Here is a 23708-nt window from a genome sequence, read left to right on the forward strand (position 1 = left end):
TCCTATTTGCCTCCCATTACATAAGGGTTTAATAAGGGTATAAAAATTTTTTATTACTAATTTGTAATAGAGCGGTGCTATCATTATTTTGTATTTAATTATCTGAAAAATTAAATAATTCAGAATGTCAAGGAGGAAACGATCATGCTTAACGCTAGTATTGATGATCCATTCATGAAAGAGGTTCAAGACAAAGTGAAGGAGTGGAGAAGACATTTACATCGAAATCCAGAGTTGTCTTTTAAAGAAGAAAAAACCTCGCAATTTGTTTTTGATGAACTTATGTCATTTGGCGGGTTGAAAGTTACGCGTCCCACTAGGACAAGTGTTATGGCTAGACTTATTGGAGAAAAGCCTGGAAAAGTTTTAGGATTACGAGCTGATATGGATGCTCTTCCCATACAGGAAGAAACGAACCTCGAGTTTGCATCAGATACTGCTGGTGTCATGCATGCTTGTGGTCATGATGGACACACTGCCATGCTTCTTGGTGCTGCAAAAATCCTGAGTCAAAGGAAAGATGAAATCAGGGGAGAAATAAGGTTTATTTTCCAGCACGCTGAGGAATTACCCCCTGGAGGAGCCCAAGAGTTAGTGAGAAGAGGGGTTGTGGATGATGTCGATTATATTGTTGGTCTACACCTCATGTCGACACTTTCAAAAGGGAAAATCGGTATTGTTTATGGGCCGATCACTTCGAACTCAGATACGTTCGATTTAAAAATAAAAGGCAAGGGAGGTCACTCCTCTCAACCTGAAAATTCTATTGATCCGATCGCTATGAGTGCTCAAATTATTAGCAATCTTCAACAGATCGTTTCTCGAAATTTAGACCCTTCCGAAAAGCTGGTCGTTTCGACGACAACCTTACAGGCAGGGACAGCTAAAAACGTCATCCCCGAAACGGTTCAGATTGGTGGTTCTGTTAGATCGTTCAGCCCTAATGTAAGAAAACAGGCCGTTTCCTTAATTGAACGAATCGTAAAAGGTGTAACCGAAGCACATGGTGGTTCCTATGAGTTTCACTATCAATACGGCTATGATTCGGTTATTAACGATTTAGAGCTCACGAAAGCAGTGGAAGAATTAATCGTTGAAGAGTTTGGTAGTGAATATGTAGAGCATGGAGAAGGAATGATGGGCGGAGAAGACTTTTCTGCATACTTGGCAAAAGCACCTGGCTGCTTTGTTGCGGTAGGAGCACGAAATGAGGAGAAGGGTATTATGTACCCACATCATCATCCGCGATTTGATATTGATGAAGAGGCTTTGAAGGATGGGGTTCGTATTTTAGTAAATCTACCAAAAAAAATATTATGTAACCAAAAAGATTCGATTTCTCGAACAAACTCAAGGAAGGAGCTTATCTAATGATTGAAACAGTAAAGATGGAAGAACTAGTGGATGAAGTTAAAAGTACGGTCATTCAATGGAGAAGATACCTCCATCAAAATCCTGAATTATCGTTTCAGGAAGAAAAAACCTCGCAATTTGTCTATGAAACTCTTGAAAGTTTTGGGAACTTAATCGTATCTAGACCAACGAGGACAAGCGTTGTGGCTCGCTTAATCGGTGAAAAACCAGGAAGGGTTCTAGCTATGCGTGCTGATATGGATGCACTTCCGATTAAAGAGGAAAATGACTTCAGTTTTGTATCCGCAAATCCAGGGGTCATGCATGCTTGCGGTCATGACGGACATACAGCTATGTTATTAGGTGCTGCAAAAGTTCTTTCACAATTAAAGGAACAATTAAATGGAGAAGTTCGATTTATTTTTCAACATGCCGAGGAAGTTCCACCAGGAGGAGCAATAGAAATGGTGAACGCTGGAGTATTAAAAGGGGTAGATCAGGTCATTGGTCTTCATTTAGCATCCCCTTTCGAAACAGGGAAGATTGGGATTGGATATGGTCCGGTCTCAGCGAACTGCGATGTTTTTAACATTACGATTAATGGGAAAGGTGGCCATTCTTCTCAGCCTGATACGGCAATCGATCCTGTCACGATTAGTTCTCAAGTGGTCAATAATCTTCAACATATCGTATCAAGAAATATTGCTACTCGTGAGAAAGTAGTGATCTCTGTCACTCAAATACATGGAGGTTCAGCACAAAATATTATCCCTCAAAATGTAAAACTAAATGGAACAGTCCGAAGCTTTGATCAAGAAGTAAGAAAGGAAATCCCTAGTTTAATGGAGAGAATTATTAAAGGGATAACGGAAGCACACGGCGCTACCTACAACTTTGATTATGAATTTGGCTACGATTCCGTTGTAAACGATGAAGATTTGACAACGAAACTTGAGGAAATGGTAGAAGACGTTTTCGGTCCAGACTTTATCCTTAATCTAGAGCCGGGTGCCATGATGGGAAGTGAAGATTTTTCTGCATTTTCAAAAGAGGTGCCTGGGTGTTTCCTATTAGTGGCTGCTGGAAATGAACAAGAAGGGATTGTCTATCCACACCACCATCCACGGTTTACCGTTGATGAAGAAGCACTTGAGCATGGATTGAAAATTCTTGTAAATGCTCCATTTAAACTTAATGTGAATCCTTAAAAAATCAATTTTTTAAGTTAAAGTAACCCATAGAAAGAAGGTAGGTATTTAGTGATGGATCCAGTAGTAGCAACCTTGATCGTATTAGCTATCATTACAGTAGGGGAAGTCGTGTCGATAGCGACCCGAGCAAAAGTGCCGACGCTCCTCGTGGTCATGATCGGTATCTTTATCCTTTTTAAAACAGGAATTATCCCTTCAAACATCATTGAAGCATCGACATTTGCCGTGGTAGGTGCTGTACTACAACCAGCACTGCTGGTTCATATGGGAACCTTGATTCCGATGAAGGTGATGAAAAGTCAATATCAAGCTGTTCTTATAACGTTAATTGGTATTACGATTTCCGTCTTCCTTATGCTGCTAGTCATTCCCCTGTTTTTTGGATATGGAACGGCTGTTGCAGGTGCTGGACCGTTAACAGGGGGATTAATTGCATACCTTGTGACATCAGAGGCTCTTCAAGAAGCAGGACTGGCTTCCTTAGTGGCTATCCCTATTATTGTCTTAACACTTCAAGGAGTCATTGGTATGCCATTAACATCCCTTTTACTACGTAAACATTCCCTTAATCTTAGACGATCCATGGATGCAGGTACATATGTGGCAGCTGCTGTCGCAGAAGCTAAAGTACCAGAATCGGAGATAGTAAACGCAGCGTCAGAAAAAAAACCACTGATTCCGAAAAAGTATATGCAAAGTAGTTTCATTCTATTATTCCTGATTTTTATCGGCGGTGCTCTTGCCGTTGGGTTAGAAAACGTAACGGGGATTAGCTACAGCCTTTTTGGATTAGTCATAGGGATTTTTGGAGCATATATTGGGTTTTATCCAGATAAAGTATTAGAAAGAGCAAATGGCTTTAGTATAGCGATGGTGGGTTTAGTCTTTATTGTCGTTAGTTCTTTAGCATCCATTACGTGGGCAAATATCGTTAGTGTTCTACCAGCAGTAGCGACTATTCTTATTGTAGGGACAATCGGTTTAGTCATCGGTGGTTTCATAGGATCAAAACTATTTAAATGGGATCCGACTAAAGGAATATCCGTAGTTTTAACGGCGATGTATGGATTTCCAGCCGACTATCTCATCTCCCAAGAGGTAAGTCGTAGTATGGGGAGAACGAAGGAAGAAGAAGAACAAATCCTGAACGAAATTTTACCTCCAATGCTTATCGGTGGATTTACTTCTGTAACAGTAGGTTCTGTCATCATCGCTAGTATATTAGTAAAAACCTTATAGGAGGCGATAAAATATGACATATAAGTTAATTAAAAATGCAAACCTTATTGATGGGACAGGGAAGGAAATTGTAGCAAATGCGGGAGTACTCATTCAAAATAATCTTATTGTGGCTGCAGGGGAAATGAATGATATCAAAATTCCAAATCAATATGTAGAAATGATTGATGCCCAAAATGGATATATTCTTCCAGGATTATTTGATACGCATGTTCATATGATGTTGGAAATCAAGGATATAAGAGAAACCCTTGTCAGCCCTTTTTCCCTTAAGTTTTATCAGTCTGTAGAATACATGAAACGGACCATTAATGCAGGCATCACCTCTGTCCGTGATGCTGGTTTTACAGACCTTGGTGTTAAACAAGCAGTAGAAAAAGGGCTTATTTCGGGTCCACGTATGCAATTCAGTGTCAACCCATTGACTATTACGGGAGGGCATGGAGATTCATGGATGCATTCAGGATTAGATATAACAAGTAAAAGTTACCCAGGTATGCCGTTTGGGGTTTGCGATGGACCCGAACAAGTCCGACAAAAGGTGCGGGAAATGCTGAGGGCAGGAGCGGATATTATCAAAGTCCATGCAACTGGGGGAGTGATGAGTCCAACCGATCATCCAGAGTTTACTCAATTTTCCCAGGAAGAATTATCGGTCATCGTTCAAGAGGCAGCGTATCGTCGCGGAATCAAGGTAATGGCACACGCCCAAGGAGCAGAAGGAATCAAAAACGCTGTCAGAGCGGGGATTCACTCGATAGAGCATGGAATCTTTTTGGATGAAGAGGCGATAGAACTCATGCTTATGAAAGGTACCTATCTAGTTCCAACCCTACTAGCTTCAGTATCCGTACTAGAAGCAAGTAAAGTAAATGAAAACATGCCTGATTATGCTGTAAGTAAAGCTCGTGAAGTAGTAGATATTCATCGTGAGAGCATCTCCAAAGCTCATAAAGCGGGTGTAAAAATTGCTATGGGGACAGATGCAGGGGTAATGCCGCATGGTACGAACTTACGTGAACTTGGATTGATGTGCGATATTGGGATGTCCCCAATGGAAGCCATTGTTTCAACAACAAAGGTGGCAGCTGAATGTATGTGCTGGGAAGATACGTTAGGAACAATAGAAAAGGGGAAAATAGCCGATTTTATTATTACAAAAACGAACCCTCTAGAGGATATTAGATCCCTTGAAGATAGTGATAATATAGTAGTTGTTGCAAAGGCTGGAGAGATTAAAAAAGATTTGCGGGTAGGTCGGAAGCAAATGATAGCTCACATATAAATTTCACCCAACTTTTATCAGAGTTTGATTTTATTTCTCTAAATATAACCTTGGTACTAGTAAAATACTGCATTTGTGTAATAGTCAAGAAGAATATCCCTCTTTATAATATAATGATAAATTCCTAAATGGAGTTTCCCAGTATTGGTTAGTGTTTATCATTTGACCAGTCTGGGTTTTTTTGTTGTTGTATTTTTAATAATATGTCGATAAGATTAACTTGACAGAATATTCTTAATAAAAGGGGTGGCGTCTTGAGTGATTGGGCTTTTATACAAAAAAGAGAGAAGAATTCTAGACATTTTCTTTTCATTATTTCTTTTCTAGGATGGGTGACCTTAATTGTTTCTTTAATTGGTATGGACATACCTCAAGAACCGATTATCCTCTGTCTATTAACTGTTTTTTTATTTATCAGTGAGTATTTTCCAATGCCAGTTTGGAAAGGGTTCACCACTATAACATTTCCGCTTGTCTATGTCCTCTATCTTTTATATGGATTACCATATGCCCTTTTAACGTTTGCATTATCTGTTTTGATTATCAATATTATAGAACGTCGACCATGGCGGATTGTGTTCTTTAATCCAGCACAGTTAGTACTAAGTTTTTTCTTAGCACATATCCTTTTTTCTTTAGTTCGTCCAATTATCGAACCGGCGTTAGGCAATGCAATTATTTATGGAATTACAGAATACATTCTATTACTTGTTATGTATCTTGTTATTAATAATACAATTGTCGATATCGTTTTATGGATTCGCCCCCAGCCATATCCCTTTAAATTATGGAAACAAAAAACATTTACAGAATGTTTAAGTGCTATCATCTCTATTGTTTATGGTTTACTTCTATATCTCTTAGGGAGCCAAAATCGGGGGGAAGTTGATGCTTTTTCCTACTTTTTCTTTTTCTCCCCATTAGTGGGTTTTGCCCTGCTTTGCTCCATGATTATGAAATTAAAAAAAGAAAAAAGAAGATTAAAGGCGTTATTCACGATTACGAACGAATTAAACCAAATGCTTCCTACTAAAGAATGGTCCAGTAAATTAAAAGAGAGCTTTAACGACTTTATGAATGTGGACGCGAGCATTTTATGGATGAAAGAAAATGGTAATTGGCAGATAGAAATAAAGGGTGGAAGAGTGAATACAGACGGAAAGCTAACTGCTGAAATGATAAACGGTTTAGAGGATATGAAGAAGCCTGTAATGATTAATAATCGCAAAAAAAGGAAGAGCATTGCCGAAACCCTATTTGAAAGTGATATTAAATCACTCGTCTATTCTCCTCTTGTTATAGAAAATGAGACCGTGGGTATGTTCATAGTTGGGAGAAGCCGGACTAAAAGCTTTGAGGATGACGATGTACAATCAATCGCCACTCTATCCAACCAGCTTGCCGTCATTATTAAGACGAAAATGCTTTTTAATGAAAAAGAAAAACGGAAGATTTTGGAGGAAAGAAATCGAATTGCAAGGGACATTCATGACGGATTGGCACAAAATCTTGCAGGGGCCGTCATGAAGCTTGAAACGGCTGGTAAAAAGTTCTCAAAAAATCCTGATGAAACAATAAAGCTAGTAAATGATAGTATTTGGAGGCTTAGGGGAAGTTTAAAAGAGGTCAGGGAATCCATTTATGCTCTGCGCCCATATCCGACACAAAAAATAGGAGTAACAACCGCCATCTCTAAAAAGATCGAAACCATTAAACAGGAGCATCATGTAAATATTGGATTCGAAATAAGAGGGAAGGAGGTAGAACTCAGTCCAATGGTTGAAAAAGTACTTTACGATACTTTACAAGAGAGTCTGCAAAACATTATTAAACATGCGAATGCAACAAAGGTCGATGTACTAGCTAGCTATCAAACTGAGCATGTCTTATTAAAAATTAAAGATGACGGAAAAGGGTTCTCACTATTTAAAGCCATGCTAAATGCTCAAAGTAAGCCACACTTTGGAATATTACAGATGAATGATGGTGCAGAAAAAATTCAGGCTACCTTACAAATTGATAGTAAAGAGGGAGAAGGTACAGAAGTCTCGATCATCGTACCAAAAATGGGTTTTGAAGGAGGGGAGATTATTGATCAAACTAATCTTAGTGGATGATCATGCCGTTCTACGGGATGGTCTCAGAAATATAATAGAAATGGAAGAAGATATGAAAGTAGTAGGAGAAGCTGTATCTGGGGAAGAAGCCATTTCAAAAATCGATAAGCTCCAACCTGACTTGGTGATTATGGATATTAATATGCCAAACCAAAATGGAGTGGAAGTTACAGGAATCATTAAAAAGAAATATCCTCAAATAAAGGTCCTTATCCTAACGATGCATAATCATAGTGAATTTTTCATGTCCTCGATTCGTGAAGGAGCTGATGGTTTCTTACTAAAAGACGTCCCATCCGATCAAGTAGTCGAGGCTGTTCGAACAGTCTCAAAGGGCGAGTCTGTTATCCATCCTTCTATGACAAGGAAACTACTAAGCTTCCATCAGAAAAGAGATACAGAACAGGAAGATCATTATTTGACTGATCGGGAGAAGGATGTACTTCTTTGTCTTGTGGAGGGATTAAGTAACAAAGAAATTGCCAATAAACTGTTTATCAGTGATAAGACCGTCAAAATCCATGTAAGTAAAATTTTTAAAAAATTAAATGTCAAAAGCCGTTCACAAGTGATCATTTATGCGGTACAAAAACAATTAGTTCCATTACCACCAAGCTCCTAAGGGGGCTTTTTTCTTTATAGTAAGAAATTAGATTTTAGATTCCATCTATTACTTAAGTAGTAGATACAGTAGTACTCCAGGTAGATACATATATACCATCAGGAGAATAGTGGTTTTATACGAAAAGTGGGAAAATAGAGTTGTGGATAATTAGGAAAATTAAAAAGGAGATGGGTGAATGAAGATAAGAACACTAATTCTTTCAGTTCTTATGCTCTCAATGATTATTTTGGGGTGGAGTTTTCAGGGGACTTCTTCTAAAGCAAACATCAGTGTTATTGATGAAGATTTGTGGCAGGAATTACTAACATCGACAAAGCCAGTTGAAGTTATTGTTTCCTTTAAAAGCACAGAAGGATTGACAGATGAACACTTGAATATTCTTAAAAGTGCCGGTGTCAATAATGGCATAATTCTGGAAAGCCTTCCGATAGCAGGTGTAATGGCCACAAAAGCTCAAGTTGAGCATTTGGCGCGAAATGATGCCATTCTTTCTATCTTTTTAAATAAGAAGCTATCTTATGAAAATGATACTTCTACTGATCTAACAGGTGTCGATCAGGTCCGCACTGATGATGGGATGAGAAAGCAGAATGGCGGCTTACCTGTTTCAGGTGATGGCATAGGAGTTGTCGTAAATGACAGTGGGATTGATGGGACACATAAAGATATTTTATATGGGGATCATCTTGTTCAAAACGTTTTAGGATCAACGAATTTACATGCAATTGATTCGCTGCTTCCCATAACATATGTGGAAGATGTTCCTAATACAGATAATAATTCCGGGCATGGTACACATGTTGCAGGTATTGTTAGTGGAACGGGAGCCATGTCAGGTGGTAAATATGAAGGAGTGGCACCAGGGGCTCATTTGATTGGTTATGGCTCTGGCGCGGCTCTTGCCATTCTTGATACTCTTGGCGGGTTTGATTACGCCCTTACCCATCAGCAGGAATATAACATCCGTATCATTACAAATTCATGGGGAGATTCAGGAGATGCTGGAACAGGTTTTGATCCGAATCATCCCATTAATATAGCGACAAAACGCTTGTATGACCGTGGAATTATAACCGTTTTTTCTGCCGGTAATTCCGGACCGGAAGAAAAAACGATCTCTGGAAATTATAAAAAAGCTCCATGGGTGGTTACTGTTGCTGCTGGGGACAAGAACGGAAAACTTGCCGACTTTTCATCTCGGGGAGAGAAAGGGAGAGGTGGAACAGTGATGGTAGACGGGGAATCATGGACATGGCAAGATCGTCCGACAGTGACTTCTCCAGGAGTAGATATAATATCTACTAGAGTGCTGTCACCTATAGGTTCACTCGGTGCCCCAAAAGATATTGAGTATATTGAACCTGCTTATATTCCTTACTATACTACAATGAGTGGTACTTCAATGGCTGCACCTCATGTTGCTGGAGTCATTGCCTTAATGCTGGATGCCAATCCATTTCTTTCACCTAAGGAAATTAAAGAAATCTTGCAATCAACAGCAACCTCAATGCCTGAATATGAAACTTGGGAAGTGGGAGAAGGATACGTAAATGCATTTAAAGCTGTTGACCAATCTTTCAAAGTAACCGATAAGTAATAGAAGAAAGTCATCCATCTTTTGGGTGGCTTTTTTAATGACTGCCTACAACTTTTGTACGATACAAGAATACTCCTTTAGTGACTATACGTTACATCCTTTGATTAATAGGCATAGTAGCATTTATAAAAGATAATAAAATAGAAAGTTACAAAGATTACAAAAAGGAGAGGAGAACCAAAATGAGACGATTGCTGTATCTGTTTTTTTCATTACTAATCATTTTTCCTGCATTCTTACATAGCGGAGGAGGATCAATGGTAAAAGCTGAATCTGGGGTTGTGATTGATCCTTATTTAACAAAAGCATTAGAAACGACTGATCATTTGCAGGTAATTGTTACTTTTAATGGTGAAGGGGCACCAACGAGTGAACACCTCAATGTATTAGAGGATATAGGAATTGATACTGGTCTAACGATGAAGTCTCTTCCAATTGCAGGGGTTGTAGCTACAAAAGAGCAAATTACAAAATTGGCTGAAAGTGATCAGATTGCTTCACTGTATCTAAACCGAAAGCTAGAATACTTTAATGCAGATGCAACAGACATTACAGGTGTAAATAAAGTTCGAACAGATGACTCTTTTCGTAAAGCAAATGGAGGTTTACCTGTTTCAGGAAAAGGAATTGGGGTCGTTATTAATGATAGCGGTGTCGATGGTACACATAAAGACATTGAATTAGGAAGAAATCTAGTTCAAAACGTCATGGCTTCAACAAACTTGAACAGTTTAGCTCCTGGACTTCTTCCTATTACTTATCAAGAGGATGTGGCCAATACCGATACAAATTCAGGTCATGGGACACATGTTGCTGGTACAGTAGGTGGGACAGGTGCCATGTCGAGCGGGAAGTATGAAGGAGTCGCACCAGGTGCTGATTTGATTGGCTATGGATCAGGAGCTGCTTTATTTGTACTTGATGGAATTGGCGGATTTGATTATGCCATTACAAATCAACATCGATACAATATTCGGGTTATTACAAACTCATGGGGATCTTCTGGAGACTTTGATCCTATTCACCCTATTAATATTGCAAGTAAGCAAGCATACGATAGAGGTATTACGGTATTATTTGCAGCAGGAAATTCAGGACCAGCTGAAGACACCCATAATCCTTATTCAAAAGCACCATGGGTTATTTCTGTAGCTGCCGGGGAGAAAGATGGCACTTTGGCTGACTTCTCTTCAAGAGGCACAAAAGGAGTTGGAGGAACATTTACAATAGACGGTGAAGAATGGACGTGGAAGGATCAACCAACGATTACTGCCCCAGGTGTTGATATTGTTTCAACACGAGTCCTAGCGCCCGTTTCATCATTATCAGCCGATCAGGATGTAGAGAACCTAGATCCAGCACATGTTCCTTATTATACTCATATGAGTGGAACCTCTATGGCTACCCCACATGTTGCAGGGATTGTAGCTCTAATTCTTGAAGCAAACCCTGAACGATCACCAGCTGAAGTAAAACAAATCCTACAAGAAACGGCTACAAATATGCCAGGATATGAGGCATGGGAAGCGGGAGCAGGTTATGTCAATGCGTATGCAGCAGTGGATAAGGTGATCAATAACAAAGAATACGGTGAAACGGTTAATAGCTCTCAACAATTTAACAGTTCTGTTGAGTCTTTAACAGAACGGGTTGAGTTTTCAGTAGATTATAATCCATTAACCTCTATATCTTCTGAACCATATTCATTCAAAGTCGATGAAGGATTATCCAATCTAGTTGCCAAAATAGATGGAAAAGGTCTAGTTGGAGAAACAGGTAATCCTGTGAACCTTGTACTTATTGCACCTGATGGAACCGAATATAGCTCTGGAATTAGTTTATTATTCCCTTTATATACAGACCGAACTGTATCTGTGAATTCACCGATGGCAGGTACATGGAAAGCTGTAATTAGAGGGCTTAGAGGGGACGAAGTTAATCCAGTAGGGGTGGCATTACCGGAAACAATAAAGGGTACATTGTCATTCACAAAAGTAAGCGGGTTTTCTGGATTAAATGATATTGACGGACATCCTGCAGCGGCAGCTATTCAAATGGGTGTAAATGAAAGATTACTAGACGGCTTTTCAAATGGTACGTTCAAAGCTGATTCAGCGTTAGCTAGAAAAGATTTAGCCAAATATCTTGTCATGGGGGCGGGAATTCGTCAGTCCTTGCCACTAAATGGTGAAGACAGCTTTCACGATGTTGCTGGTATAGATGTCCCTTATGTGGAAGCCGTTGTGGCAAAAGGGGCAGCATTTTTAGACAAACAGCAACAATTAAAGGGTGTAATTCTTCCTAAGTCAGACGGTAAATTTGCACCAAATGAGGGAGTGACACGTGCTGAGTTGGCCTATTCCCTAATTCAAAGCTTAGGTTTACAAAAGGAAGCAGAAGATTTTAGCGGTGAGGTAACGGTCCTATATAAAGATGAAAGAATTGTAATCGAAGATGCAGCAACGATTCCTACTGAATTAAAGGGATACGTACAACTAGCACTTGACCTAAACATAATAAATGCAAAATTCTCTGTGAAGCAAGATCCATATGATTTGGAACCGGCGATTACAGCAACCTATCATCCACAAGATAAAGTAAAAAGAGGTGATTTTGCTGTTGCGATGACGAGATATTTTAATGCCTTTTTTAGATAATTAGAAGAAGGTATCATAATCATAACCATAACCGATATTTCTCAATAAGGTTCAATGATTACTAAAAAGTCAAGAGGGCTGTCTCAAAGCCAAGGTGTTAAGAACCATAACTTTCATATATAGAAGAAACCCTCAATATATCTTCTATAAAATGGACAATCATCGTGGTTCCGGACCCCTTTGGGGACAGCCCTCTTTCGTATTAGTATCTTACAGCATTATAGGAGTTAATTCTTCCGTGTTCGAAATAGTAACCCGTACCACTGATGGCATCAGCAGTTTGTTCAATGGCTTGTCGAATTTCGACATTACTTCTACCTTGACTTGCAAGGAGCCCAGCCAATCCAGCGACATGCGGGGAGGCCATCGAAGTCCCTGACATATAGGAGTAACCATTATTAGGTACAGTTGAAGCGATTTGTACACCCGGGGCTGTTACGTCTACCCAAGTGCCATAATTTGAGAAGGAAGCTTTACGATCATTTGAATCGACAGCACCTACAGCAATGACATTTGCATATGACGCCGGTTCAAATGTTGTAGAGACACCATCATTTCCTGCTGCAGCGACAATGACTGAACCTTTATTCCACGCGTAGTTTACTGCATTTTCAAGAGTGGAAGTATCACAGTTACAGCCTAATGATAGATTAATAACCTCTGCCCCTTCATCAGCTGCATATTTAATCCCATCTGCGATATCTGCAAGTGAACCGCTGCCGTTAGCGTCTAAAACGCGGACAGCAAGAATCTTCGTATTTGGTGCCATACCCGCTACCCCTGTTCCATTATTTGTTTCAGCAGCAGCAGTACCAGCCACATGTGTACCATGAGAATTTTCATCCATTGGATAATAATCATTGTCCACGAAGTCGTAGCCTCTGATTGTTTTCCCATCTAAATCAGGGTGATTATAATCAACACCTGTATCAAGGATGGCAATTTCCTGACTGCTTGTTCCTCTAGTGTAATCCCATGCATATTCAGTATAAGTATTTTGAGGACCGTATTGATATCCTTGATAATAATAATCATTTGGTGTCCAATTTACATTAAAAATATAATTAGGCTCTGCATATTCTACATTTGGATTTTTCTCCAATGCTTTTACAACAGCTTCTACATTTCCTACTTTTAAAACATCAAACTCTGATTTGACTCCATTTTTGTCTGGAACTTTCGTAGCCCCAAGACTTTTAAGAGATTTTCCTTTCTCAGAAGTTCCAACTGAATCTTTAAATTTTACGATAACTTCACCTTTAACGTACTTATCTTTAGCAATGCTTTTATTGACCGTGATATCTTTAGTGGGTTTCTTAAGTTGATCTTGTTGAGCGGACGCATCATTTCCGAAGGTTGGAAAAAGGGCAAGGGAAGCAGCAAGTGATAAGGCAGCAATTTTTTTAAATTTCATTTAGATTCCTCCGACTTTTGTTTTAGCTTTTTACAAATCTACTATTCTAAAAAAACAGAAAGGTTATAACTATTTAATAGAAAATCACCTCCGCTAGTTTGGCTTCTTCGAATGGGAAGAAAGCGCTTACGTGCATTCTAGCAAATTAATTACCCTTGTGATATATTCCGTTTTTTGAAGAATTTGGATGAATTTGATCCGAAAATGAATGATTTTGTCATTGGTTAAATAATCGTGGAAAGTTTTCCTGAGTTAATCGGAATTTTCAATGATAAATGAATAATATATCTTGATGTTTCCCAACCGTTTTATTAAAATTCACTCGAATTTTTCTAGATCGTGGGCTATAACTTATGTCAACTAAACATATATATATCTGTAAAAAGGGGGGGTTCGATGGTATGGTTTTTCGTTTTTATTCTTGGAATTTTCGCATTTGCCTTTCTCATTGATTGGAGACGAAAGAAGCGTAATGATCACTTTCAAAAACCAATCAACCCAAACGCTAAGCCAGGCGAAGATTCCAATTATATGATGGGAGATCATAAGGATACTGGAGGGTTTCAATAAGGTTTATTCCCAGTTCTTAGTGAATGCAAAAAAGGATCAGGAACCGTCAATAGATAGAAGATTCTCCTATCTATTTATGTTACGGTTTCTGACTCCTTAGAAATGTGCATAAATTTGAAATCTTGTGCATTTTTTTAGTTTTAATACACAAAAATTAATTCTTGTGCATGAAATCAAAAAGTTGTGCGTTTCCACATTTAAGACATGGAAAATGATGACTCTCCCTATACTAGAAACATCTCCTTTTTTGTACTTTTCTAGTAGGACTGATAAATCACTCAAACTGACCGACTATAACAATCTTATTAATGGTTTGGATTCAATTTAACCCCAATGAATTTTATTTCGGTCATATCTTCGATGGCGTATTTAACTCCCTCTTTCCCTATTCCACTTTGTTTGACACCTCCATATGGGTGGTTATCTTGGCGGTAAGTGGAGATTTCATTAATCCATACTCCTCCCATTTCTAGTTGGTTCGCTACCCGCATGGCGCGGTCGATATCTTTCGTGAATACCCCTGCTTGCAGACCGTAAATAGAATCATTGGAATAGTTAACGACCTCATCTTCCGTTTCAAATGGAATGACAGAAACGATAGGTGCAAATACTTCCTCAGCAATGATTTTCATATTATGGTCTACGTTGGTCATGATGGTAGGGGAGAGTACCGTACCATTCCGTTCGCCACCAATTTCAATCTTGGCACCTTTTTCGACAGCATCATCTATCCATTGTTTCGCCCGCATTGCTTCATCCTCATTAATCATTGGACCGATATCTGTTTCTTCCTTTTCAGGATTACCTATCGTTAAACTTTCCGTTTCCTTAATATATTTTTCAAGGAATGAATCATAAATGCTTTTATGAACATAAACTCTTTGTGCGGAGATACAAACCTGTCCTGAAAAAGCAAAAGCCCCTTTTACTAAATCTTTTACAGCACTCTCGATATCAGCATCTTCGAATAAGATGTTTGGTGAATTTGAACCAAGCTCTAAGGTTACTTTTTTAAATCCAGCTGATTCGCGGATTTTTCTTCCGACCGGTAAGCTGCCAGTAAAAGTGATTTTATGGACTTTTTTATGTGTAACGAGTGGTTCTCCTACTTTTCCGGTTCCCATCAACAGGTTTAATACACCTTTTGGTAGTCCTGCTTCTTGAAATAATTTCACTAATAAATAGGCGGAGATAGGGGTGTTCTCTGCCGGTTTAAACACAATTGTATTCCCTGCTGCAATGGCTGGTGCAATTTTATGCAGGGATAAATTCAATGGGAAGTTAAAAGGAGTGATGGCCCCAACAACACCTAATGGCTTACGTGTTACAAGTCCCATTCGGTTTTCTCCACCGATGGCAGCATCCATTGGAATGACTTCACCGGTAATATTCTTGGCAAGTTCTGAGGAAAAACGAAGGACCTGGATGGAACGTTTAATTTCATCACGGCTATATTTAATTGGCTTTCCGGCTTCTTTTACGATCGTTTGCGCAAACTCCTCTACTTTTCCTTCTAATAAATCAGCTGCCTTTCTCAATATGTCAGAGCGTTGATGGGCATGCATAACTTTCATTGTGGAGTGAAATGTATCAAAGCTATTATTTACCGCATCTTCAAGATCGCTTTGTGTTGCAAGGGCAAGCTCTGCTACTTTCTCTTGATTAAATGGATTTCGTACCTCTAATGTTTCTCGCTGTTTTTCATTTCTTTCCTGACCATTAATGATTGAACCATATCGCATTAGGATCCTCCTATTCTTAACAATGAATATCGTCTAATTTTTCGGTTAACTTCATGTTTTCACGATAATCAACCGGGCAATCGATAAACACTGGTTTATTTAAAGAAATTGCCTTTTCTAAAGCAGGTATTAATTCTCCACCTTTTTGGATTTGAATGGCTTCAAATCCATAGGCTTTTGCAAGCTGGATAAAATCTGGATTCCCGAATTTAATATGAGAGGAACGTTTGAATTTTTTCTGCTGATGCCACTCAATTAATCCATAGCCTTCATCTCTCCATAATAGAACGATAATCGGTAGATTTAATCGTTTTGCTGTTTCAAGTTCGGCTCCTGTCATTTGAAAGGAACCATCTCCACAAACCGCAACGACATGACGATGGGGATGAACCATTTTTGCTGCTATCGCACCTGGTACAGCCACTCCCATTGATGCTAATCCATTTGATATTAGACAAGTATTTGGTTGAGCCGTATGATACATTCTAGCCATCCACATTTTATGGGCGCCAACATCCGAAATAACGATATCTTCGTCATTTAATACCGATCGTAAATCGGAAACAATTTTCTGCGGTTTAATTGGAAAGCTCTCGTCTTCTTTAAAATGCTCGTATTCATCCAGAGCATCCTTTCGTACATTTGCTACCCAATCATTATTTCTTTCAATTGAAGAAAGTTGATCCGTTAATTTTTTTAGGTTTGTATTAATATCACCTAAGACATTCAATGTCACTGGATAATTTGCATCGGTTTCCGCTTCTTCTGTATCAATGTGTAAAATCGGGGTAGCGGCTTCAGGGTTCCAATTCTTTGGTGGGTATTCGGCTATGTCAAAGCCGATAGCTAAAATGAGATCAGAGTGGTTAAAACCACATGTAATATAATCCTTTCCACCTAGTCCCGCTGTAAGTAAACTGAGAGTATTTTTCCAAGAAATGGCCCCTTTACCCATAAACGTATGGACAACAGGGATGTTCGCTTTTTCGATGAGTGCCTTTAAACTGTCGGAAGCGTTACCTCTAGTGATTCCATTTCCAGCTAAAATAAGGGGATGCTTGGCCTGTTCAATCATTTTAACCGCTTGTTGCACAACCTGATCGCCTGCCTCTGATAAGGAATGATCAATGATTTCTAAAGGAGTGGCTTCCATTTCCATTTCCATAGCGGCAATATCTTCGGGAAGGTCGATGTGGGTTGCGCCAGGCTTCGATTGAGTTGCCACTTGAACGGCTTTACGAACCACTTCAGGAATGATCTCTCCTGTTTTTATTTGTGTGTTCCATTTCGTAACAGGGTCATAAATGGAAACCAAATCATAATACTGGTGAGAGATTTTATGTTGACGTTCTAAACCGGCTTGTCCCGTAATGGCAATAAGCGGACTAAGGTCCATGTTAGCATTGGCTACACCGGTTAGAAGATTAGTCGCTCCCGGTCCTAAGGTCGCCAAACACACCCCTGGCTTTCCTGTAAGCCTTCCATATGTACCAGCCATAAAAGCCGCACTCGTTTCGTGTCTAGTCACGATAAACTCAATACTTGAACCTAAAAGAGCATCCATAAAGTCGATGTTTTCTTCTCCAGGTACTCCAAAAATATATTCAACACCTTCATGCTCGAGACATTTAACTAGTAATTCAGCAACTCTCATATAAACACCCTTTACAGTTTAATTCAGTTCTCTTTCTATTTTCTGTATAAACTCGGTTTTTAAACTGATTTAATAAAAATACTGGAATTTCTATCAGTCTGTCTGCTTAGTTACATGAAGTCTGCTTGCAGCATACAGTAGTCATATGACCTAATTTTTAGGAGGTACTTATGATTATTCATGTTATTCAGAGAGGGGAAACGTTATGGCAGATTGCTAATCGTTATCGAGTCAATGTCTCGCAAATTGTTGATGCGAATGAGCTATCTGACCCAAATCGCTTACTTGTTGGTCAGTCACTTGTTGTGCCAACTGCTGGGCGAAGCCATAATGTAAGAATGGGTGAATCTTTATGGCAAATTGCCCAGAGATATCGAGTTACGATAGGGGCGATTGTTCAGGCAAACCAAATTAGTGATCCTTCAAGAATTAATCCTGGAACCGTTTTATTTATTCCGGCTCATGTTCATACCGTTCAACAAGGGGAGAATTTGTGGCAAATTGCTCAGCGTTATAATACAACCGTTCAAGAGATTATGAGTCTCAATCAAATTCAGAACCCTAACCTTATCTATTCAGGGACAATATTAACCATTCCATTTGAGAAACCAATCATTGATGTAAATGCGTATACCATTAATTTTGGGGAAGAAGGAGCAAGAGAGGTTCGTAAAGTCGGAAATCATTTGACCTATGTATCACCATTTGGTTATATCATGCAAGAAAACGGTGGACTAACAGGGATTAATGATGAAGCGACAATTCAAGCTGCTTTGGCAGAGAATGTTATTCCAATGATGTGCATTACAAACTTTACGTACCAGGATCCGGGTTCAGAGTTAGCTCATAAAATTTTATCGAGTTCAGAGCTGCAAGATCAGTTATTAACGAATGTGATAAACACGATGAGAGAGAAAGGGTACCAAGGATTAAACGTTGATTTTGAAAATGTTTATCAAGACGATCGAGAATTGTATAATCAATTTTTGCAGCGAGCTGTGGACCGTTTGCATCCAGAAGGTTATTTTGTTTCGACCGCGCTTGCTCCGAAGGTTAGTGGTGAACAGCAGGGACTTTTATATGAGGCACATGATTATGCTGCACACGGAAGAATTGTCGATTTTGTGATTCTGATGACTTATGAATGGGGGTATCGATTAGGCCCACCCCAAGCCATTTCACCGCTTAATCAAATTAGACGTGTGATCGATTATGCCGTTTCAGTGATTCCAAGGAATAAGATTTTTATGGAGTTCCAGCTGTATGCTCGCGATTGGACCCTCCCACATGTACAGGGGAGTGAAGCTGAAACCTTTGATATGCAGGAGGCAATACGTCGTGCGTTACAATATGGTGCGGTGATTCAATATGATCAGACAGCACAATCGCCTTTTTATCGATATGTAGATGAGCAAGGTCGAACACATGAAGTTTGGTTTGAAGACGCCCGTAGTGCACAAGCAAAATTTGACCTTGTGAAAGACTACGGTTTAAGAGGGATTAGTTACTGGGTCCTTGGATATCCGTTTCCACAGAACTGGGTATTACTAGAAGATAACTTTAGGGTGCGAAAATTAGGTTAATAATTTGTGATATTATTTTGAAACACTTCCTCCATTTTCAGGAATGTATTGGATGTATTTCTCATATCCATGTATGCGTAGGCAATTGATACAACCTTAGGAGGGAATTATGGAGAAAAAACGAACCATTTTAACGACTAGTAATAGAGGAATTATTGAAGATTCTTTACCTTTTAGACTTTTTCAAAAGGCGAAAAAATTTGGAGTCTGGAACCCATCAGACATTGATTTTTCACAGGATGCACAGGATTGGGTAGAACTTTCTGATGGTCAAAGACATGAGGTGCTGCGATTAATCTCTCAATTTCAAGCGGGAGAAGAGGCGGTTACTCTAGATTTACTTCCGCTTATTATGGCTATTGCGAAAGAAGGCCGTTTAGAAGAAGAAATGTACTTAACCACGTTTTTATTTGAAGAAGCTAAACATACGGAATTTTTCCGACTTGTCTTAAACGCTATTGGAGAAAAAGGGGACCTTTCAATTTATCATACGAAGACATATCAAGAGATCTTCTATGAGTTACTTCCGAACACGATGAACCGGCTCATCCATGATGCATCTCCAGAAGCAATTGCCGAAGCTGCCACTGTTTATAATATGTTTGTGGAAGGGGTACTGGCGGAAACAGGTTATTACACTTTCTATCAATCACTTGAAAAAATAGGTATCATGCCCGGACTTTTAAAAGGTGTAGGATTGCTAAAGAGAGATGAATCTAGACATATTGGATATGGAACTTTTCTTCTTCAACGGCTTATAAGTGAACATGATCATCTCTTTGAATTGGTTGTGAACAAAATGGAAGAACTCAAACCTTATTCTATTCGATTAAATGAAGAAAGTTCAGAAATAGAAAGTACCTTTGGTGTCTCCGGAGAAGAAACACTTAATTTCTCAATGAAACAATTATCGATTCGAATGGAAGTGCTAGCAAGAGCAAGAGGAAAGAAAATAGAAGACATCTATAGATTGACAGAAAAGGAAGTAGGTGTGATCTCTTAGTCGAGTCAGGGCTTTAATAAAAATGAATAAGAAGTAATGAATTTAAGGAGCTGTCCAAAAACAATAGTGTCAGATTCACAACTTTAATAATGACATATTTACTTTTTTTAGGAGTTTTGACATGCAAAGGCTAAATAAAGGGGCACATGATTCTTCTTTTTACGGGATTCGTTCTTCATATATTTGATGAACAGATTGACTGTTCCAATAAGGAGGTTTGTTTTATGCCCTTTTAGTACCTAGGCTGGTGTTTTTCTAGCTCTTCCTGAGTTAACCAAATAATTATGTACGGGGATTTCAGGTAGGGTTAATAAAATGGCCGTAAGAATAGCGCCAAGAAAAGTAACTTCTGCACCGTCCAAAAATATTGACAAAAGATAAACAATCAAAGTGGAGGCTATAAAATCAGCAAAAAGGCTCCTAGTTTTTGTGTTTTTTCCAAGTAGTCGTTTTTCAATCCAGCAACTGCAAGAACAAGACCAATAAGAACTGGCTGCCAAAATGTTGTGAAGTTTACGTTAGGAAAAAGTAAGGAAGAAATCCCAATGATCAGTGGACATAAAATGATTTTCAACCAAAGACTAGTCATAAACAATCCATCACCTTTCATTTTTGAAAGTATTATTTGTAATGGATCATTTATTTATTCAAAAGTGAGATTGTAACGGATGTTCTTTTTAACAATGATTTTGACATTTCTTTTAGTCTGTATTCTAAAAGATTGTTGTTTTGAAAAAGGTTGGATGGAGCGGAACCAACTAACTCCTTTCAAATAACAACAGACTTTCTTAAGGAGCTCACCTAAAATTTTATAGATCAAAAGGATGGGGGAAGCGATCGTGTAAATAGGTGTCGAACGGTAGGAGTATCGGGTAAAATACGAATAAATTTTCGAATAAATCCTTTTATAAGTTTAAATTTTGAACTAGTTGGTTAAAAATGCTAAAAAGCATAAAAAGTGTGGTGTCCTTAATGGAAGAAATAGAGCAAAAGAGATATTGTGAACGTTGCGGAAGAGAGACGGTTCACACATTAAGAGAAGATGCATTGGAAATAGAGTACCAATGTCATGAATGCAATATGGAAAACGAAACAATAAAGACGTTTTTTTAAATATACAGCAACATATAAACTGTAGTTTCCGAAGCAAAATAATGTAGGCTGTCCCTAGGTGTCAGAACATCATTGGGACAGCCCCTTCTTAATTTAAGTCAATTGTTGGTTATACCAATTGATAAAGTTGTCAACAACCATATCTAAAAACTTAATAGTCGGTTCGTGGGTAAGATTACCTGTGTCATCGATTTTTTCATGAACAGTCCCAATATATACTTCATTTCCAGGTAAAAGTGGAGATCCAACACCTGGACAAAATAATATGTCACGTAAATGTTGCTGAGCACGAACAGTTCCTAAGGTTCCCATTGTAGCACCCATAATCCATGATGGTTTTCCAATCATGACTTTTTCTACACGAGATAACCAATCAATAGCATTTTTTAAAACACCCGGTATAGAATAATTAAATTCAGGGGTTACCCAAAGAACCGCATCCGCATCAGCCACTTTTCTTTTAAAATCAATAACAGAATCAGGCGGATTGATTTCAATATCTTGGTCATAATGGGGAAGATCCTGAACCGTTACAATCTCAATATCCATGCGTTCTTTATATTTATTCTGAATGTATTTTGCAAGCTTTAGATTATATGAATCTTTCCGTATACTTCCAATAATAGCGACAATTTTCATATCCTTGACCTCCAAAAATTTTTAAGAAATTGGTTGATATATCAACTACAATATACGTTAATGTAGATCGATGCTAAGACTGATCTACATTTTCCTGAACCTTCAATAGAAGTCTCCGTAACTCCTCTATTTCTTCATTGGTCATTCCCTTATGGATAAGCTGAATGATCGTTTTGTTTATAGGGATAACATCATTTCCAAGTTTTCTCCCGTCTTCCGTTAGATATACTTCTACAGAACGCCGGTCACTTGAACATATTTCCCTTCGAATGTAACCTTTTTTTTCAAGTGTAGAAAGCATCCGAGTAACACCAGCTTTATCCTTGTTCAGTTTCGTGGCCATTTCATTTTGAGTCATTCCTTCTCGTTCCCAAAGGAGCGCCATAATTAAATTTTGCTCAGAGGTTAACCGAAAAGGTGCTAACTGATTATTCACATAGCTGGTAATCTCTAAATCAACCGCATGAATGAAGACTCCAATATTATCTAATGGTTCATATTTCATTAAAATCACCTTGTTTAGTTGATATATCAACAATTTATAAAACTAATACTAATAGAAGATTACTATCTTGTCAATTTATTAAAATTCCATTGAATAAGAAACTTTTTAGATGTAAATTAGTTATCCGTTCATAAACTAGCCTTTCAAAAAATTGTCACGATTAATATTCAAATGCTTATTTTAATGTTTTCACCTTCTTGCTAAAATAGGCTTGTATTGTTTTAATGTCTTTTGTTAAGGAGTGAAAGAATGAAATCTGGAAAAGGGATGAAATTAGTAGTGCTTCTTACCATTGTTGTTTTCGTGGTAGTCGCTGCTGTTGTCATTATTAATAATAATAAAGATGATACTACAACTACTAAAACAGCAAATCAACCTTCAATTGAGGGACAACCTACCTTAGGAGATAAGGATGCACCTGTAACCGTAACCGAGTTTGGCGATTTCAAATGTCCTTCTTGTAAAGCATGGGGGGAAATGGTTTATCCTCAATTGGTAAAGGATTATATTAATCCTGGAAAGGTAAAGCTTTCTTTTATTAATGTTCTTTTTCATGGGGAGGAATCCACATTGGCTTCGATAGCTGCTGAGTCTGTATATGAGCAAGCCCCGGATTCTTATTGGGATTTTCATAAAGCATTATTTGATGAGCAGCCTGAAGGTCATGACACTTTATGGGTAACCCCTGAGAAGGTCTTAGAGGTTGCGAAGGCTTTTCCGGAAATTGACCTCAAGACCCTAGAAAAGGATATGGAGAGTCAATCAACGATGGATCAGGTAAATATAGATGAAGAATTGGTGAAAGAATACAATATCCAATTGACTCCAACGATTATGATCAACGGGACAATCATTGAAGATCCATTTGATTATGAAAAAATAAAAGAAGTAATTGAAGAAGAGATGGAAGGTAAGGAATAATGAGTGAAGAAAAATCGTCACCTTCCTATTTCTTGTACCTAGCTTGGTTAGTGGCAATGATTGCAACCCTTGGAAGCCTTTATTTCAGTGAAATCAAGGGATATATTCCTTGTGAGCTATGTTGGTACCAACGAATACTCATGTATCCACTTGCATTAATCCTTGGAATCGGTACATTTCAAAATGATTCGTCAGTAAAGAAGTTCGTACTCCCGATGTCTATGATTGGTACGGGAATTTCACTAATGCATTATCTAGAACAGAAGATTCCAGGTTTCGGAGGTTTCAAGCCTTGTAAGAGCGGAGTACCCTGTAATGCCGAATACATTAATTGGTTTGGTTTTATCACCATTCCGTTCCTAGCACTTACAGCATTTGTACTAATAACCGTTTTCATGATTACTCTAACAGTAAAAAATCGTAAATAAAAAGCACTGTGTCAAGTGCTTTTTATTTTATGATTATGTATACTATATATGA

General features: G+C 38.4%; 20 protein-coding genes. 13 read left to right on the forward strand and 7 right to left on the reverse strand.

Features of this window, described 5'->3' with window-relative positions; genetic code table 11:
- Window positions 1-144 precede the first annotated feature (144 nt).
- The 8 genes from JOC86_RS00680 to JOC86_RS00715 all read left to right on the forward strand — a co-directional run bounded on the left by JOC86_RS00680 (window position 145) and on the right by JOC86_RS00715 (window position 12084).
- On the forward strand, window positions 145-1371 hold the full coding sequence (locus tag JOC86_RS00680) for a M20 metallopeptidase family protein (RefSeq protein WP_239587325.1): 1227 nt from the start codon (window positions 145-147) through the stop codon (window positions 1369-1371).
- Window positions 1371-2561 (forward strand): amidohydrolase, encoded by a 1191-nt coding sequence (locus tag JOC86_RS00685; protein ID WP_205167867.1) that lies wholly within the window; start codon window positions 1371-1373, stop codon window positions 2559-2561. The genes JOC86_RS00680 and JOC86_RS00685 overlap by 1 nt, the downstream gene beginning before the upstream one ends.
- A gap of 54 nt (window positions 2562-2615) precedes the next feature.
- Window positions 2616-3803 carry a hypothetical protein gene (locus JOC86_RS00690; protein WP_205169907.1) on the forward strand — a complete coding sequence of 396 codons (1188 nt, stop codon included), beginning with the start codon at window positions 2616-2618 and terminating at the stop codon, window positions 3801-3803.
- 13 nt (window positions 3804-3816) lie between these two features.
- The gene (locus JOC86_RS00695) at window positions 3817-5088 is read left to right on the forward strand and encodes a metal-dependent hydrolase family protein (RefSeq protein WP_205167868.1); all 1272 of its coding nucleotides are present in this window, start codon (window positions 3817-3819) and stop codon (window positions 5086-5088) included.
- 254 nt (window positions 5089-5342) lie between these two features.
- Window positions 5343-7205 carry a GAF domain-containing sensor histidine kinase gene (locus JOC86_RS00700; RefSeq protein ID WP_239587326.1) on the forward strand — a complete coding sequence of 621 codons (1863 nt, stop codon included), beginning with the start codon at window positions 5343-5345 and terminating at the stop codon, window positions 7203-7205.
- Window positions 7180-7827 (forward strand): response regulator, encoded by a 648-nt coding sequence (locus JOC86_RS00705; protein ID WP_205167869.1) that lies wholly within the window; start codon window positions 7180-7182, stop codon window positions 7825-7827. The genes JOC86_RS00700 and JOC86_RS00705 overlap by 26 nt, the downstream gene beginning before the upstream one ends.
- A gap of 178 nt (window positions 7828-8005) precedes the next feature.
- Window positions 8006-9427 carry a S8 family serine peptidase gene (locus tag JOC86_RS00710; protein ID WP_205167870.1) on the forward strand — a complete coding sequence of 474 codons (1422 nt, stop codon included), beginning with the start codon at window positions 8006-8008 and terminating at the stop codon, window positions 9425-9427.
- Window positions 9428-9609: 182 nt separating this feature from the next.
- Entirely contained in the window at window positions 9610-12084 is a 2475-nt protein-coding gene (locus JOC86_RS00715) for a S8 family serine peptidase (protein WP_205167871.1), read from the forward strand.
- Window positions 12085-12286: 202 nt separating this feature from the next.
- Here JOC86_RS00715 and JOC86_RS00720 read toward each other — a convergent pair whose 3' ends face one another.
- Window positions 12287-13498, reverse strand: coding sequence for a S8 family peptidase (locus JOC86_RS00720; RefSeq protein WP_205167872.1), 1212 nt, complete (start codon window positions 13496-13498; stop codon window positions 12287-12289).
- Window positions 13499-13894: 396 nt separating this feature from the next.
- On the opposite strand from JOC86_RS00720, the gene JOC86_RS00725 reads away from it, so the two are divergent.
- Entirely contained in the window at window positions 13895-14068 is a 174-nt protein-coding gene (locus JOC86_RS00725) for a hypothetical protein (protein ID WP_205167873.1), read from the forward strand.
- Between the two features lie 305 nt (window positions 14069-14373).
- Here JOC86_RS00725 and JOC86_RS00730 read toward each other — a convergent pair whose 3' ends face one another.
- Window positions 14374-15810, reverse strand: coding sequence for an aldehyde dehydrogenase family protein (locus tag JOC86_RS00730; RefSeq protein WP_205167874.1), 1437 nt, complete (start codon window positions 15808-15810; stop codon window positions 14374-14376).
- 16 nt (window positions 15811-15826) lie between these two features.
- The gene (locus tag JOC86_RS00735) at window positions 15827-17464 is read right to left on the reverse strand and encodes an acetolactate synthase large subunit (RefSeq protein WP_205167875.1); all 1638 of its coding nucleotides are present in this window, start codon (window positions 17462-17464) and stop codon (window positions 15827-15829) included.
- A 170-nt stretch (window positions 17465-17634) separates the two neighbouring features.
- On the opposite strand from JOC86_RS00735, the gene JOC86_RS00740 reads away from it, so the two are divergent.
- Both JOC86_RS00740 and JOC86_RS00745 read left to right on the forward strand, forming a co-directional pair.
- The gene (locus JOC86_RS00740) at window positions 17635-19047 is read left to right on the forward strand and encodes a LysM peptidoglycan-binding domain-containing protein (protein WP_205167876.1); all 1413 of its coding nucleotides are present in this window, start codon (window positions 17635-17637) and stop codon (window positions 19045-19047) included.
- 109 nt (window positions 19048-19156) lie between these two features.
- Window positions 19157-20050 (forward strand): R2-like ligand-binding oxidase, encoded by an 894-nt coding sequence (locus JOC86_RS00745; RefSeq protein WP_205167877.1) that lies wholly within the window; start codon window positions 19157-19159, stop codon window positions 20048-20050.
- Window positions 20051-20289: 239 nt separating this feature from the next.
- Here JOC86_RS00745 and JOC86_RS25240 read toward each other — a convergent pair whose 3' ends face one another.
- From JOC86_RS25240 to JOC86_RS00765, 4 genes are all read right to left on the reverse strand, one after another.
- Complete coding sequence (locus JOC86_RS25240) at window positions 20290-20550, reverse strand: DUF2512 family protein (RefSeq protein ID WP_205167878.1); 261 nt, start codon at window positions 20548-20550, stop codon at window positions 20290-20292.
- The gene (locus JOC86_RS00755) at window positions 20448-20660 is read right to left on the reverse strand and encodes a hypothetical protein (protein ID WP_205170243.1); all 213 of its coding nucleotides are present in this window, start codon (window positions 20658-20660) and stop codon (window positions 20448-20450) included. The genes JOC86_RS25240 and JOC86_RS00755 overlap by 103 nt, the downstream gene beginning before the upstream one ends.
- A gap of 596 nt (window positions 20661-21256) precedes the next feature.
- The gene (locus JOC86_RS00760) at window positions 21257-21802 is read right to left on the reverse strand and encodes an NADPH-dependent FMN reductase (RefSeq protein ID WP_205167879.1); all 546 of its coding nucleotides are present in this window, start codon (window positions 21800-21802) and stop codon (window positions 21257-21259) included.
- A gap of 73 nt (window positions 21803-21875) precedes the next feature.
- Window positions 21876-22307, reverse strand: coding sequence for a MarR family winged helix-turn-helix transcriptional regulator (locus tag JOC86_RS00765; RefSeq protein WP_205167880.1), 432 nt, complete (start codon window positions 22305-22307; stop codon window positions 21876-21878).
- A gap of 249 nt (window positions 22308-22556) precedes the next feature.
- On the opposite strand from JOC86_RS00765, the gene JOC86_RS00770 reads away from it, so the two are divergent.
- Together JOC86_RS00770 and JOC86_RS00775 are read left to right on the forward strand one after the other, a co-directional pair.
- Window positions 22557-23228 carry a DsbA family protein gene (locus JOC86_RS00770; RefSeq protein WP_205167881.1) on the forward strand — a complete coding sequence of 224 codons (672 nt, stop codon included), beginning with the start codon at window positions 22557-22559 and terminating at the stop codon, window positions 23226-23228.
- Window positions 23228-23656, forward strand: a complete 429-nt coding sequence (locus tag JOC86_RS00775; RefSeq protein ID WP_205167882.1) for a disulfide oxidoreductase — start codon at window positions 23228-23230, stop codon at window positions 23654-23656. Before JOC86_RS00770 ends, JOC86_RS00775 begins: the two co-directional genes overlap by 1 nt.
- Window positions 23657-23708: the final 52 nt, after the last annotated feature.

The sequence above is a fragment of the Rossellomorea pakistanensis genome, from assembly GCF_016908495.1.
GTDB lineage: Bacteria > Bacillota > Bacilli > Bacillales > Bacillaceae_B > Rossellomorea > Rossellomorea pakistanensis.